This window comes from Paenibacillus sp. AD87 (genome assembly GCF_001659845.1).
GTDB lineage: Bacteria > Bacillota > Bacilli > Paenibacillales > Paenibacillaceae > Paenibacillus > Paenibacillus marchantiae.
Genome location: NZ_LXQN01000019.1, coordinates 601,447 through 616,573, shown reverse-complemented (window position 1 = coordinate 616,573; position 15,127 = coordinate 601,447). Strand labels below are relative to the sequence as shown.

The window sequence follows — 15,127 nt, the reverse complement described above, 5'->3', positions numbered from 1 at the left end:
TGTCCCCCTCACGATCATTCCGACTGATCTTCAACTCGGATGGGGGATAGCTCGTAGATATGAAGCGAAGCAAATACTACATCCTTATTTTCGGACTGAACAGAGATTCCCTTGGAGCCCGCATCCGGATAGATCAGATCGGTAATCACCGCTTGACCGTCATTGGCAAATACCTCTACGGATGAGTAATCCACAAAGATACGCAGATGTTGGTTGCCGTCCACTGCTTTTAATGCAGCTGCATGGCGACCCAGGAAATGTTCATGGAAATCGATAATACCCGATCGACTGCGATCAACATATACCTCATTCTGACGAGCGTTCACGCCGATGAGCGTTTCGTTGTCCGCACCACTTCGTAATGTAAATTGAACAGATTGATCAGAGGGCCATTCCGCATGAATCTCATAGTTTACAAGGCGCAAGGTGTTCAACTGCTCACTCACTTGTCTAATGGAAGCATTCTGTAAGGACAGTACTGGCGTGCGGGCTTGCTCCAACTCGCGTGCAGGACGCTGAACCAGCAGGACTTCGCCGTCCCTTTTCTCCAATGTCAGTTCTCTCGCAATGGTCATCGCGCCGCGGTATGCTTCGGTTGGTGTCTGATTGGCATACATCCAGTTGCTCATCCAGCCCATAAACAGACGTCTGCCGTCTTCAGCCGGAATGTCGGACCAACTGACCCCTGCGTAATTATCCCGACCATGATCAAGCCAGCGAACGGTATGGGAAGCTTCATCAGGAACAAATGTAATGCCATCAAAATCTCCGGGGAAGTATTGCGTTCTGGAGCCTTCTTTGAAGGCCGGATCTGCACCAATGCTAACGAGCATCACCCATTTCTCCTGGCTCGCATCTCCATCCACGGCCAGCGGGAACAGATCAGGGCACTCCCAGACGCCATCATGCGAACCGATCCCAGCGCCGAATTCACTGCCCAATGTCCACTCCTTCAGATCAGGAGAATGGTACAGACATACCGTCTGACCACAAGCGATAACCATAATCCATTCCTTGGTCTGTTCATGCCAGAACACTTTGGGATCACGGAAATCCACGAACGACTCATGCTCCAGTACCGGATTGTCCTCGTATTTCATCCATGTTCTGCCGCTATCCTTGCTATATGCGAGGCTCTGAGACTGAACGGGAGGATTGTTTGGCACCTCCTGATGATGGGTGAAAATAGCCACCAGTCCTGGCTCATCGTCAAAGAATCCGGACGTATTGTTCCAGTCCACCACTGCGCTGCCGGAAAATATCATGCCATGCTCATCCGGCGCCAAAGCCACAGGCAGCTCTTCCCAGGTAACCAGGTCCTTGGTCACCGCGTGTCCCCAATGCATCGGTCCCCATGTTGTGCCAAATGGATGATGCTGATAGAACAAGTGATACTCGCCTTTGAAAAATACCATACCGTTGGGGTCATTCATCCAATTTTTCTTGGGCGAGAAGTGATAGGCGCCCCGGTAATCCGTTGTTGAAATGGTAGACATGTTGGTTTACTCCTTTGATTCAAACCGTTGAAGAGGAGACTTGCTTCACTCACGCACCTTAATGCTATGTACGGCAGAGTCTCCTCATCGAGTTTGTTTTATTGGGTATTGCGGTCATATCCCGCTTGTTTAATTTGAAGCCACTCTTGCAAGCCAAGACGATCCAGCTCTTTCAGATAAGCATCCCACTCCTTATCGATCTTTCCGTTCTGATACCATTCCGTGCGCATACGCAGCACATAGGCGAACAGATCGGTCTCAATCGTGGAGAGGCGGTCGAGTTCATCAATCGAGAAGAACACTTTTGGATAGACGTGTTCTGCTTTCATATGTGGAACCATAACTTTGTCAAGCAATTCCATACGCCATGCGGCATCATCCGGTTTGGTCGTGTATTTATCATAGTAACTGTCGAGAATGGCCAGTGGTCCTGATATACTCGTTTTCTGTCTGAGCTCAACAGGTGCAGAGCCTTCCAGCGGAAGATGCTTCAGCATGCCCTTGGCTTCATCGAATTCAAATATATTCTGCTGTGTCTCATCGCCGTAGGTTCCCCAGTTGTTCTGCACGGATTGGAGCGGATCGTACAATTGGTCCACCCACTTCGCTGTGGATTCCAGATTTTTATTGCTGCTCGTAATAACCATACGTCCCCGGTCGAGACCAATACCATTCGTACGTGCAACATTAACCTCTCCATTGGGCCCGGCAACCGGAGGCAGAACATCATAGGTATCATTCATGCCTGTAATGTTGGCCTTATCCCAAGTGAAGTACATGCCATACTTGTTGTCTTTGCCCTTGGCCAGATACGTATTCCAATCCTGCTGATACGCTTCGATATCCACGAGACCTTCCTGAACCAATTCGTGAATATATTTGACCGCTTCCTTGTAGCCTTCATCAGCTGCCGTGAATACCACTTTTCCATCGTTGGTTACAACCGTGTGATCCGAGTTCTCTCCAAGTCCAAATGCGGCAAATAGAAATGTCAGATCTTCTCCGCCAGGCTTGTTAATGAAAGATAACGGGATTTCGTCCGCCTTACCATTACCGTTGGGATCCTGGGTTTTAAACGCAATCAGCACTTGTTTCAGCTCTTCGGTCGTCGTTGGCATCTTCAGTCCAAGCTTGTTCAGCCACTCCACGTTGATCCAGGGCAAGTCATCAACCGCCTGTATGCGCTGCTTGCCACTTCCGAGCTCCTCAATCCAGGGAAAGGAATAAATATGTCCGTCTGGAGCTGTAATCATGCTCTTGTATTCGGGAGCTTCCTCCAGCACCTTTTGCAGATTCGGCATGTATTGCTCAATCAGGTCTTCCAGTGGAATGATGGCCCCGTCCTTCGCCAGTTTCAGGAGATCATAATCCCCATAACCTGCATCAAAGATGGCATCGGGCAAATCACCGCTGGCTACCGCCAGGTTTCTTTTCTCCGCAAACACATCACTCGTATAGTTCTTCCAGTTGATATGCACATTGGTTTTCTCTTCGAGTCTCTTGTTAATCAACTTCTCGTTCGGATCAGAAGGGGCCAGCGGAGAACTCTGTGTTATAAAATTCAATGTCACTTTGCCATCAGGCGACTGGGCTTCACTCGCTGCACCGCCTCCTCCCCCGCCACAGGCCGAGAGCAGGAGCATGGCTGACAACATGGAGATGGATGCCGTTGTAGCGGCTTTTCTGGACTTGTTCACTTTTTTCATGATAATGACCTCCGTGGATTATGTTGGATCGAGCGCGCTATATTTCAGGCTGTTCACTATTTGAGCGAACCTACCATGACACCTTTTTCGAAATATTTCTGAAAGAACGGATACATGATGATGAGTGGCAGACTCGAAATGACAATGGCTGAATATTTGATCATTTCCGAGAGCCGTTTCAGTTCTGCCATCGCAAGCTGATCACTGATCATGCCCGGTGCAGCCTGATTCTGAATCAGAATGGAGCGCAGTACGAGTTGTAACGGATGGAGGTTCGGATTATCCAGATAGATCATGGCGTCAAAATAGGAATTCCACTGCCCTACAAACGCGTACAACGCGAGGACAAAAATGATAGGTTTTGATAACGGAATGACGATCTGGAAGAAAATCTTCATCTCGGAGGCGCCATCCACATTGGCGGCTTCTTTCAGTTCTCGCGGTACCCCTTTGAAGAAGGTTCTGGAGAGAATGATGTTCCATACGTTGACTGCGCCTGGGATGATAATGGCCCATACCGTGTCCAGCATGCCGAGATTACGAACAAGCAGATAGGTAGGAATTAAACCGCCACCGAAGAACATCGTGATGATAAATATAATCATGAAAAATCCCCGCCCAGCCAGCCTTTCATCAGACAAGGCATAACCTGCAAATATCGAGACAGTCACCGTTACGAGTGCAAAGGAAACCGAGTACAGCACCGCATTGGCAAACCCTCGAATCATGGCCGGATTAGACAAAATCATCTGATACCCGTCCAGACTCCAGTCGGATACATTGAAGGACAACCCGCGATTCAGCAGCACCGTTGGGTCCATGAAAGAGGCAACGACGATATAAATCAGGGGGACAACCACAACCAGCACGGCACAAGTGAGAAAGATCGCGTTTAGTGCGATGATGAGACGATCCAGCCCCGTATGTTTGACTACCATTGGATAACACTCCTTTCCTAATAGAGGCCTTCGCCTTCATTCAATTTCTTCACAATCAGATTCACAGTAACCAGCAAAATGACATTGATGACGGAGTTGAACAATCCCACTGCCGCAGAATAAGCGTAATCTCCGGACTGCAAGCCCACCTTGTAGACATACGTGGCAATGATCTCGGAGGAAGGCAGGTTCATGGACGTCTGCATCAGGTAGGCCTTCTCAAATCCAATCGACATGATTCCGCCAGCGGCAAGAATAAATACGATAGCCATAATCGGTCGAATCGTCGGAAGGTCGATGTGGCGAATACGCTGAATGAGATTCGCTCCATCCAGGTTGGCTGCATTGTGAAGTTCCGGATCGACATTGGCCAAAGCAGCGACATAAATGATGGAAGCCCAACCTGCTCCGGTCCAAATATCCGACAAAATGTAGATCCAGCGGAAATATTCCGGCTCGGACATGAACATGATTGGATGACCGGTAATCCAAGTCGCGAATTGGTTAACTGGTCCTGTCGGGGATAGGAAGATGAAAAGCATACCCACAACGACAACAACCGATATAAAGTTGGGTGCATACAGAAACAATTGAATATTTTTTTTCACTCCGGCTTTACGTACCTGATTGAGCATAAGAGCAAGTAGAATGGGCACCGGAAAACTGAATATCAACCCCAAAAAGCTCAGTTTAAGCGTATTCATTAAAATGATATCGAAATTGGGTGAAGCTATAAATTTCTCAAAATGCTTCAGTCCTACCCACTCACTGCCCATGATACCTTTGATTGGACTAAAATCCTTAAATGCGATAATGGCTCCGTACATCGGAATGTATTTGAAGATAAGGGTCAGGATCAGAGCTGGTGCGAGTAACAAATACAAAAAATAATTCTTTTTGAACTGCTGCATCCTGTGACCGGTTGATGTCCTCTCCTTCAACGCCCTTCCTGTACCCTTTTTGGTATCCACCGTGTTATCCAACACATGACCTCCGTTCATTCCTAAAGTTGACAATTGTTTATAGTAAGGGCTTTCAATATTTACAATTGCTCATTTAATAATTTACAATTTAGCAGGTAATCTAGGCATTAGTCAATACATTTTGTAAAAAAATAATTGTGCATTTGATAACATTTTGTGTATTTTTTGAGTTATGAATGTGCATTAAATGGTATATATAACGTTTGTTTAATTCCCTTAAATCTGTCATTCCCCTTATCATCAGTAGGATACTTCGAACTAATTATCATTTGTAACGAAACTTCTGAATATAAATAATAGCGCATTATCTGAATTAAAAATGTAAACTAAATTGTGCATATGTAAAATTGAGATTGCTATTTGTTTCGATCTATTATACATTTGACTAAGATAATACTATGGACGACCATATGATCATTAGAGGTGAAGCACTAGATGGCAAAAGAAAAGGTTACGATACAGGACATCGCGGATGCTTTGGGTATCTCCCGGAATACAGCTTCCAAAGCCTTGAATGATAGCGGAAACATCCCGGATGAGACACGTAATCGTGTAATTAAAAAAGCAATTGAACTTAAATATAAACAGTTTGCCTATATGGAAAACGAGCATGTTCTAACCAAAGCACCGAGCAATATCGCCCTGTTAACGGAAAATCTGCCCAATACATCTCACTTTGGTTCAATGTTAATCAGCGGTCTGGAGAAAAGAATCAGCGCAGAGGGGTACAATCTCTCCATTCATATTGTGCGTGAGGTTGATCAGGATTCACTTACACTTCCTAACAATTTTGATATTTCCAACGTAGATGGCATCATCTGCATTGAATTGTTCGATCTGCAATATACGCAGCTTATTACCGATCTGGGAATTCCCACAATCTTCATCGATTGCGCTTCTGACATATGTTTTCCGGAATTTCATGCAGATTTGCTGCTGATGGAGAATGAGCACAGCACGTACCAGTTAACCAGAAAGTTAATTGAGAGCGGTTATAACCATATTGGATTTGCCGGGGATTACAATCATTGCAAAAGCTTTAATGAACGTTGGGTAGGGTATCAGCGGGCCATGCTGGAAGCGGGCCTGCAGGTCGATCCATCCCAATGCATTGTGGATGATGACCGCCTGTTCTTCTCGAAGCCCGGCTGGTTGAACGAGCGAGTAGCGGAGCTGAAGTCACTGCCTGATGCGTATGTGTGTGCCAACGACTTTATCGCAGTCGATCTCATCAGAGCTTTGAGAGCGAGGAGTGTTACAGTGCCGCAGGATATCGTCATATGCGGCTTCGATAACGCACCTGAATCACGGATTATTGAGCCTGCATTAACGACGGTTCATATCTACAGCAACGAAATGGGCATCAAGGCTGCGGAGATGCTGTTATCCCGGATTGATCATCCGTCACAGCCTTATCAGGTCTCGCATATCGTGACCAAACTGATCATACGGGAGTCCACTCCCACACTTATGAATGCCAATCCACAAACCGTTTAACTTATCTCATGAATCTCTAAAAAAATAAATAGCCGTATCTTTCACGCAGAGTAGATCGTGAAGGATACGGCTTTTTTTAAAGGGACTTCTATATGCCCTTTGTATGATGCAGTCACAATATGATGCGAACAGGACGCAGCCTTTAACCAAAACTCGTAGCTCCGTGCTAAACGGATGCCTTGGATGCTCCTTTGGCCGAACGTACCTCTGTGCGAATCAAATTAAAGATCATAAAGACCAGCACAACGAGTTGTGGAATAAAGGTCTCCCATGTCGGATACATGCCAAGCCAGCCAATCGTTGGCAGACTCGGCACAACATGAGCCCCCAACGCTGCTGAGACTTGAAGGGAGTGAATACTCTCTCCAAGAAAACGAAATACCAGATAATAAATCAGCAGCGTAGCGGTCAGGAAAAACCATCGTACAGGCAGACGTACACTGAACTGAATAATGGCCACAGCCAATACAACTAGGATGAGCAATGCTGCCCCCATACCGATCAACATCTGCGAGGTATCAATTGCAGGCGCCATGCCGATATAAAAGATCGCAGTCTCGGCACCTTCTCGCAATATGGCGAGTCCCGCCACAGCAAAGAGTGACCACAGACTCCCCCTTGCCAGTGCACCACCTACCTGTCGCTGTACATAACTATTCCAGGAGCGGGTATTCGATTTGCTATGCATCCAATGTCCAACCGTCAACATTAGTACAACGGCTGCAAGCCCCGTATACCCCTCAATCATCTCCCGTGTGCTACCCGATGATGCCACAGCAAGGGTCAGCGACAGTACAACGGCCAGCGCCGCACTAAGCAGCAGACCACTACCGGCACCAGCCCAGATCCAGCGCCGGGCCGCAGTCTCGCCACTTTTCTTGGCATAAGCGAGCAATGCAGCCAGTACCAGAATGGCCTCCAAGCCTTCGCGAAGCAGAATCAATGCTGCATCCCATGCCGTGTATGAGGTAGTAGCCGTTAGCGGCTCCAGCCGATTGATCATGCGGGTTACAACCTCGGTTGCCTTCGCCGTATTGGGCGGATTCGAGACGACATATCCGGATGCTTCCGCCATTTCATTCTCAATGGCCGTATATGAAGCGGGAGATGATATCTGCACCTGACCTTCAACCAAAGGCCAGGCCACGATAAACTGCTCCAATCCCGTTGCAGCAGAAGTGGTATCCCCGGCTTGAATCTGCTGCTCTATTTGCTCCAGTAATTTCAGCAGGTCGGACAATGAAGAAACACCAGAGGATGCTGACGTATCCTCAACTTCCCCTTCCTTGAGTGTCCCTGCACTGTAGTCCGTGAGCAACGTGACCAGTTCCTGCATACGCTCTGTTGCCTGTTCTTCCTTGCGGGGCTCGGCCTGCATTGAAATACGAACCAGGCTGATGTCTTTCTCCAACTGGCTGTATACGCCAAAATGATCCTGACGGATCGGAGCTTCCGTGCCTTTCCAGGCCGTAACAATCCGTTTATAGGCAAGCTCAGCCTGGGTCCAATCGCCCTGTTCCATTGCACTCAAACTTTTACGTGCGTCTGGCAGCAGCCTTTCGGCCGCTTTACGGCCTGCGTCGCTGCTCTCTTCCGCACCCTGAAACGCCTCAATGTACTGATTGGTCGCACGGGCAAGATCCGCCAGTGCTTTCTTGGCAGCATCAGAATCATTGCCAGACAGTGCCTGTTCTGCTTTGGACAAGGCATCACCTACAACGCTAGAGCTCGTCGCAACCTGATCTGCGTTCTGCTCCGGCACCAACGTGCTGGCAGCATCCCACAGTTGCCTGAATTCGGTGACGTCCTCCCTTGCTTCTGTCAGCTTGCCCTGCCCCGCTTCAACCAAGGCACTGCCCACAGGCGGCAATAGACTATCCAGTTGTTTTTGCACGGACTGCTCTTTGTTTTGGATTCCTTCAGCAGAAGCGTGTGGCATGCCCAGCAAACGAATTACCCCGGACCCCACCATCAGGAACACCAGCAGCATCAGCAAGGAACGCATCAACTTTCCTTTGTACAGCAGCCGCTTCTGTGCCTTCCGATCTCCGATCCTGCCCATCATCGTCATCCTCCCCATTCCTCTGAAACCGTTCAGTGCCATCTAACCTTTTATTAAATTAAGGTGTCCCCAATATATCCGCCATTCGTAATCCCGGGGAAACAGGCAAATACAGCACTGCCCGTGTGCACGGTATATTCGTTCAGCTTGTCGTTCTTTGCCAGTCGTTTCTGAATCGGAATAAACTGCTTCTCCAGGTCCCGTTGATAGCTAATGAACAACAAACCTGCATCCAGCTGTCCGGTCTTGGCATCGAGCCCACTCGAATACGAGTAGGAGCGGCGTAAAATTTGCTGACTGCCGTCACCCTTGGCGAGACGCAGATGTGACGTTGCCGGAATGACAAGCTGTCCATCGGCAGACTTGGCCTTCAGATCTACCGGATCGAACTCGCCGCGGCTGCCGAGCGGCGCTCCGCTGTCCCGGTGGCGACCAAATGTCGCCTCCTGGTCTTTCAGTGTGGAGCGGTCCCACACCTCCACACGCATGCGAACCCGGCGGACGGCCATATAGCTGCCGCCGGCCATCCACCCCGGACCGTCAGCAGGCTGCGCCCAGACGGTCTGGTCCATCAGCACCGCATCCGTAGTATCCGGATTGCCGGTGCCGTCCTTGAAGCCGAGCAAGTTGCGCGGTGTTCCACCCGCAGGGTCAGCTCGGCCCGTGCGCTGGAAGCCTTCCTGCGTCCAGCGCAATACCGCATGCCCGCGTGCGATGCGCGCGAGATTGCGGATGGCATGGAAGGCGACCTGCATATCGTCTGCGCAGACTTGCACGCACAGGTCGCCACCACACCACTGCGGGTCCAGCGCATCTCCGGCGAATGCCGGCAGATCGCGCAGGCCCTTGGGCTTCCGGCCCTGCAGCCCGAAGCGCCCGTCAAACAAAGAGGGCCCCACACCAAACGTCAACGTAGTTCGTGACGGTGTCAGGCCTGCCGCTTCGCCCGTATCGGTAGGCGGAGTATTCAGCGTTGTATTATGTTCGCCAATCATCTCTCCGGCGGCCATGGCAGCGGCAGCCGCCGTCCAGTTCTTGAACAGTCGGCGGAGATCATCCGCACTTCCCGCCGTCACATCAAAGGCGGCGAAGCAGATGAAATCCTGAGCCGGGGTGGTGATGCCCGCCTGATGATTGCCATAGAAGGGCAGGCCCTTGTCTGGCGCGGCCTCTTTCATTACCGCCGGACTGCTTTTGCGGCCCAGCGCCATCAGTCCGCTGGCACCAACTCCGCCCAAGAGCAGACCCAATCCGGCCACGCCGGTCAGCTTCAGCATTTCACGCCGTGACAACGGCTTTTTCAGCGAATCCTTTTTCTGCTCAGTCATTGTTCTACACTCCCAGTACTTGTCCCATGTTCGACAGTGGCTCAGCCAATGCATCCAGGTTCTGACTCAGCTTCTTCACGTCCTCATCCTTCAGCTTCTCATAGGAAACGTACCCGTCTCCATCCTTGAATGGAGCAAGCTCTTTCTCCAGCGCATCGAATCGGTCCGCAATTTGCTGATTCAGATCCTTGTCTTTGGCAGCCAGATCATCCTTGAGTAGGTTATAAATCTCGCGTGCTCCCTCTACATTCGCTGCAAAATCATACAAATCCGTATGGGAATAACGTTCTTCTTCACCGGTTACCTTGCTGGAGGAAACCTCATTCAGAAGTTCTACCGCACCCGTTACCATCAGACTCGCATCGATGTCCATCGTCTCGACTTTAGCACGCAGGAGCTTCGCATCACTTAACAATGTATCCGCAAAGTCAGTCATGCCTTCGGTCGTCTTGTCTTCCCAAAGTGATTTCTCAATCCGGTGGAATCCGCGCCAGTCGGCAGCCTCCACATCTCCGTCACGTGCATCGATATTCGGGTCAAGATCGCCAAGTGCTTCGGCTACCGGTTCAATGCGTTCATAATACATACGAGCTGGTGCATATAATGATTTGGCAGTCTCCAGATCACCAGCTTTCACGGCATCCGTGAACTTCTCCGTTTGCTTCACGAATTCATCGATCTGCTCAATTGCAAACGCTCGATAGCCATCCACTGCGGTTGTATAATCGCTCCCGGTCGCTTCCTGATCTGCTGCATCCGTGGTTTCTGTGGAAGTTTGGTTTTCGCTTTGAGCAACAGGTGTTTCTGCCTGCTTGTCCGAAGCCGCTTCATTATTGCCGCAAGCGGCGAGTAAAACCGAAGTTGCCAGCACAACAGCCGGCAATGCCAATATTTTTTTCAACACGATACACTCCCTATTGGTTAGACTGATTTGTCTATACTCGCGCGATTAATATGTCGATGAGTACAAACCCTTGGATTAACGTTCATTTAATGATAATGATTATCAATTTCGGTAATGACATCATAATTCCAGTGCATACTTATGTCAATATGAAAATAAGGGGACCGGTTTATTCATATACTCAGGTGGAAAATACCGGGTATTAATTCCCTTGAAAACATAGACAAACTTCGTCATCAGCCGTTAAAATGAGACAAAATGTCTAGATTACTTTAATTTATCAAATTGGAGGCTCATGCCATGAAATGCCCAGTATGTAATCATGAAAATGGAAATGCCAGTTTTTGCGAGAGGTGCGGCGCTAATCTAGCCCCTTCCTCCCCTACTGCAAATTCCGCTCAGGAGCAACAATCCGCTGCTGCCGAACCTGAATATACCCGTTGGTCGAGCACACAGACGACACCTTCTCACGCTCCCATTTCTCCCAACACACCTTCTGCTCCCAGACCTGTACAACATGTATCCGACTCTTCCAGCACAGAGGGCGCTTCATCTTCAGGAGACAAAAACACCAATCAGTGGAATAACATCGTACAAAATGAGAAAGTTCAGCAAGCCAAAGAAGTAAGCAAACAGTATCTATCCTATTTCCTTAGTGTGCTCACTCGTCCTTATCAAACCATGAAAACCGTTGGTGAACAGCACTCTCTTAACGGCTGGATCACGATGGCTCTGATTGCGGTCCTATCCTCTACATACTTTTTGATTACATTCGGCCGGATGGATATGGACGGATTGTTCATTGGCGGGTTTATCAGACCGCTATTGTTCACCGCCATTTCCTTGATCGTTGCGATCGCATTGATGTATGCCATACTGAAGATTGAGAAAATAACGTTTCGCCCCAAAACGCTGGTTGCCCAGTTTGGATCATTACTAGTTCCCGCTGTAGCGTCGCTCGTTCTGGCGAATCTGTTTATTGTTATCTCGTATTCCATCGCTATCTTCTTCCTCGTTGTCTCGTATTTGATTATCTTTGTATCTCTTAACACGGTGCTGTTCCAGTATCCGCTGAATCGTACGAAGGCAGCCATCGATAGCATGTACAGCGTGTTGATTGCCAATGTTGTATTGTTTTTTATTCTATCTCGCTTTCTGGGCACTACAATCATTGGATTGATTAGTTTCATGTTTTCTCCATACGGTCGTATGTAGTATCTAGTTCAAAAGCTCTTACGAAGGCTCTCCCTGCTTATGCGAGGAGGGTCTTCATTTGTTTTCAACGTCAGCAGATTGCACTCGTTGCGTTCCATACACTATAATGTGTAGTGTAAAAGGTATGTCCTTTTTTACGTAAGGATATGAGGTGAGAAACACTCCATGCTTAAATGGAACCTGTACCATTGCCATCAACACTACATTATGTAGTGTATGGTTGTGATCATTCATTTTATTAAGAAGGGTAGAGGAATTGATATGGACATGAATATGAATCATATGCAAATGGAGCACGAGGCAGGGACATCCTATCTTTGGCTTATCATTGGGGCAGTCGTTCTATTGCTCTCCATCGCAGCTTATATCTGGTCTGCACGCACCCAGAAGTCTGTATTGTCCCATATGAAGAAGAATGAACGAGCTGTGATTAAAAAGAAAACCCGATCCATCCGCCTTGCTGCACATGCACTGCTGGGGGTGTCGATCATTGCGTTTGTCCTTTTCTTCATGCAGGGCGCATTTACCAAGTATGATGTTGCAGATCTGAATTCCGGTGCTGCGATCGAAGTGACTGACGATAAATACTACGGTGCAGATCATACGGAAGAGCCGATTCAATATGAGATGACCATCCCGACATCGGGGCCTCATAACCCGCATGATATCAAGTTTGGATTTTACACCGATTTCCCCGGCTATCCATACCTAGTACATAATCTGGAGCATGGGGATATCATCATTTATTACCGTGAGAATGCAAGTGATGAGCTGAAGGAGCATCTGAAATACCTTGCCAAGTTCCGCAAAGCTGGATCAGGTATTCTCGCTGTACCGAACAAGGACATCCCCGAGGGCAGTGAGGTCGTCTTGACGGCATGGACCAAAACGATGAAGCTTGACCAATTCAATGATGCCAAAGTAGGCACTTTTATTAATAAATATATTAATCAGGGACCTGAGAAGATCCCTGCATCCATCCGCCAGGGTGGCGGGACGATGTAATGCCCTCTTTGTAGTAACAGCAGCAAATGGTTCCTGCAATCATGGGGAGTCCAAGAGATGAGATATCCATTTATACGTTTCAAACAAGATAAGCTCCTGGATCTACTTGATCCGGGGGCTAATTCTTTATCATGCAGATGCCGATATTTTAAATAGAAATGAAATACATATATGTACGTTAGCAAAGTAGCAAACGCATTCCCAATAAGACGATTCATCCAACTTCAATATAAGAATTCATAGTCCTACATATCAAGGGGGAACATTTCTACTAATGAACAGTTTGTTTATGCGTATCTTTTTATTTTTTTCCTGTCTGATGCTGGCGGCAGGAGCCGTTCTTGGCATTACCATGTATCGCTCATCTGCACAGCTGGTTGAACAATCGATGGGCATGCAGGCACAGGCTGTTGCCGAACGGGCAGCGCAATCCATCGACACCTCCCTGTATGCGCCACTTAGTACAGGACAGGATCAAACCGAGTATTACGATACATTGCGCGAACAACTCAGCCAGCTTCGCCAGTCCAATGGATTGAAGTATCTATACACGCTTGGTAAGCGTGAAGATAACGGAGCCGCATCGTATTATTACGTGGTGGATGGCGCTGCTCCGGATGTGGAAGAGGATGATTTCTCTCCCTACGGGTCCCCAGAAGAGAACCACTATGCGGGAATGCTGCAAGCCTTTGCACAAAACGAACCTTTCCGGGGCGATCTGACCCAGGATGAGTACGGCGCAACGATTACAGCCTATGTACCAATTCACGGGGCTAATGGGGAACTGCTTGGTCTGGTTGGCGCCGACCTCGACTCCACCGCCGTCTACGAGTTAATGACACGCAATCGGATGACCATGATCTGGACTGCCCTTGCCATCGTATTACTCAGCGTGCTGCTGGTCTATGGATTTGCTCATTATTTGACCCGTCCTCTGGTGAAACTGAAGAAGATCATTGCTGAGGTGGGCAAAGGTGATCTGACCGTCGATGTCGAGCTTGGACGGAAGGATGAGGTCGGACAACTGGCTTCGGAGTTCAAACATCTGGTCACGGATACAAGAGATGTCATGACAGGCATCCGCAAAAGCTCCGATTCCCTGCTGCAAGCAGCCGAAGGGGTATCCAGACACTCGCAGGCGACAGCGGAAGCCAGCCAGCGCATTGCTGAGCACACGGATCACACAGCCAAAGGGGCTGCGGAGCAGGTTGCACGCGCGGGGGAAGTTACTGTAGCGATGGAGGAAATTACACGCAGCATGCAGCATATTGCGAATTCATCTTCCATGGTGGCTGATGTATCCGAGGAGACGACCCATAACGCGATACAGGGCCAGACCAACATCAACACAGCGATTGACCGCATGGACAAAATCCATCAGGCCAACGCCCAGATGGAAGCATCCACCTCCCAGCTCGCGCAATACTCCAGCAAAATTGAATCGGTAGCCCACATGATGAAGGGCATCGCTTCCCAGACCAGTCTGCTGGCATTAAATGCAAGCATTGAAGCTGCTCGGGCCGGGGAACATGGCAGCGGATTCGCCGTTGTTGCTTCCGAGGTTCGGAAGCTTGCGGGGGAATCAGAGCAATCGTCCCAGCATGTGACTGAACTGATCGCCGAAATAACGCGACAGACTGCCGTTTTATCTTCGCATATGTCGGCCAGCACTTCAGAAGTTCAGGCCGGTCTTGCTGTTGTTCAGGAAGCAGGACGTTCGTTCACGTCCATTCATTCCGGCATTGAGACGATGAATGAACGTTTGCACGAGGTGTCTGCCGCTTCCGAACAGCTCTCCGCCAGTGCCGAAGAAGTATCCGCCTCCGTTGAGGATATGGAACATATCTCACGCAAGTCTTCTTCCAGCATTCAGGAAGTATCGGCAGCAACTGACGGGCAGCTTCAATCGATGGATGAGATGAGTACGTCCGCGGAATCTCTTCGCGTGTTGTCCAGTGAATTGAACGGGTTGATAAGCCGATTCAAATTATAA

Annotated in this window: 11 protein-coding genes; 4 read left to right on the top strand and 7 right to left on the bottom strand. The window is 48.8% G+C overall.

Translation table 11 applies throughout. The features are described 5' to 3' along the window. Positions 1–14: 14 nt before the first annotated feature. The 4 genes from gpAD87_RS26405 to gpAD87_RS26390 form a co-directional block, all read right to left on the bottom strand. Positions 15–1,496: a glycoside hydrolase family 32 protein gene (locus tag gpAD87_RS26405; RefSeq protein ID WP_064641783.1), complete on the bottom strand. Its 1,482-nt coding sequence runs from the start codon at positions 1,494–1,496 to the stop codon at positions 15–17. 98 nt (positions 1,497–1,594) lie between these two features. Then, positions 1,595–3,202, bottom strand: a complete 1,608-nt coding sequence (locus gpAD87_RS26400; protein WP_064641782.1) for an ABC transporter substrate-binding protein — start codon at positions 3,200–3,202, stop codon at positions 1,595–1,597. A gap of 56 nt (positions 3,203–3,258) precedes the next feature. Next, complete coding sequence (locus gpAD87_RS26395; RefSeq protein ID WP_064641781.1) at positions 3,259–4,140, bottom strand: carbohydrate ABC transporter permease; 882 nt, start codon at positions 4,138–4,140, stop codon at positions 3,259–3,261. Between the two features lie 17 nt (positions 4,141–4,157). Next, on the bottom strand, positions 4,158–5,051 hold the full coding sequence (locus gpAD87_RS26390) for an ABC transporter permease (protein ID WP_231952871.1): 894 nt from the start codon (positions 5,049–5,051) through the stop codon (positions 4,158–4,160). 507 nt (positions 5,052–5,558) lie between these two features. On the opposite strand from gpAD87_RS26390, the gene gpAD87_RS26385 reads away from it, so the two are divergent. Then, positions 5,559–6,620, top strand: a complete 1,062-nt coding sequence (locus tag gpAD87_RS26385; protein ID WP_064641780.1) for a LacI family DNA-binding transcriptional regulator — start codon at positions 5,559–5,561, stop codon at positions 6,618–6,620. A 166-nt stretch (positions 6,621–6,786) separates the two neighbouring features. Here gpAD87_RS26385 and gpAD87_RS26380 read toward each other — a convergent pair whose 3' ends face one another. The 3 genes from gpAD87_RS26380 to efeO are packed head-to-tail and all read right to left on the bottom strand — an operon-like array spanning position 6,787 to position 10,911. Beyond that, a complete protein-coding gene (locus gpAD87_RS26380) occupies positions 6,787–8,685 on the bottom strand; it encodes an FTR1 family iron permease (RefSeq protein WP_082935363.1) in 1,899 nt (632 codons plus the stop codon). A gap of 50 nt (positions 8,686–8,735) precedes the next feature. Next, a complete protein-coding gene (gene efeB / locus gpAD87_RS26375) occupies positions 8,736–10,010 on the bottom strand; it encodes an iron uptake transporter deferrochelatase/peroxidase subunit (RefSeq protein ID WP_064641779.1) in 1,275 nt (424 codons plus the stop codon). 4 nt (positions 10,011–10,014) lie between these two features. Beyond that, complete coding sequence (gene efeO, locus gpAD87_RS26370) at positions 10,015–10,911, bottom strand: iron uptake system protein EfeO (protein WP_064641778.1); 897 nt, start codon at positions 10,909–10,911, stop codon at positions 10,015–10,017. Positions 10,912–11,214: 303 nt separating this feature from the next. Here efeO and gpAD87_RS26365 point away from each other — a divergent pair, with 303 nt between their 5' ends. The 3 genes from gpAD87_RS26365 (at position 11,215) to gpAD87_RS26355 (ending at position 15,127) form a co-directional block, all read left to right on the top strand. After that, positions 11,215–12,129, top strand: a complete 915-nt coding sequence (locus gpAD87_RS26365) for a zinc ribbon domain-containing protein (protein WP_064641777.1) — start codon at positions 11,215–11,217, stop codon at positions 12,127–12,129. Between the two features lie 267 nt (positions 12,130–12,396). Further along, on the top strand, positions 12,397–13,134 hold the full coding sequence (locus gpAD87_RS26360) for a DUF3105 domain-containing protein (RefSeq protein ID WP_231952870.1): 738 nt from the start codon (positions 12,397–12,399) through the stop codon (positions 13,132–13,134). A 274-nt stretch (positions 13,135–13,408) separates the two neighbouring features. Beyond that, entirely contained in the window at positions 13,409–15,127 is a 1,719-nt protein-coding gene (locus gpAD87_RS26355) for a methyl-accepting chemotaxis protein (protein WP_064641775.1), read from the top strand.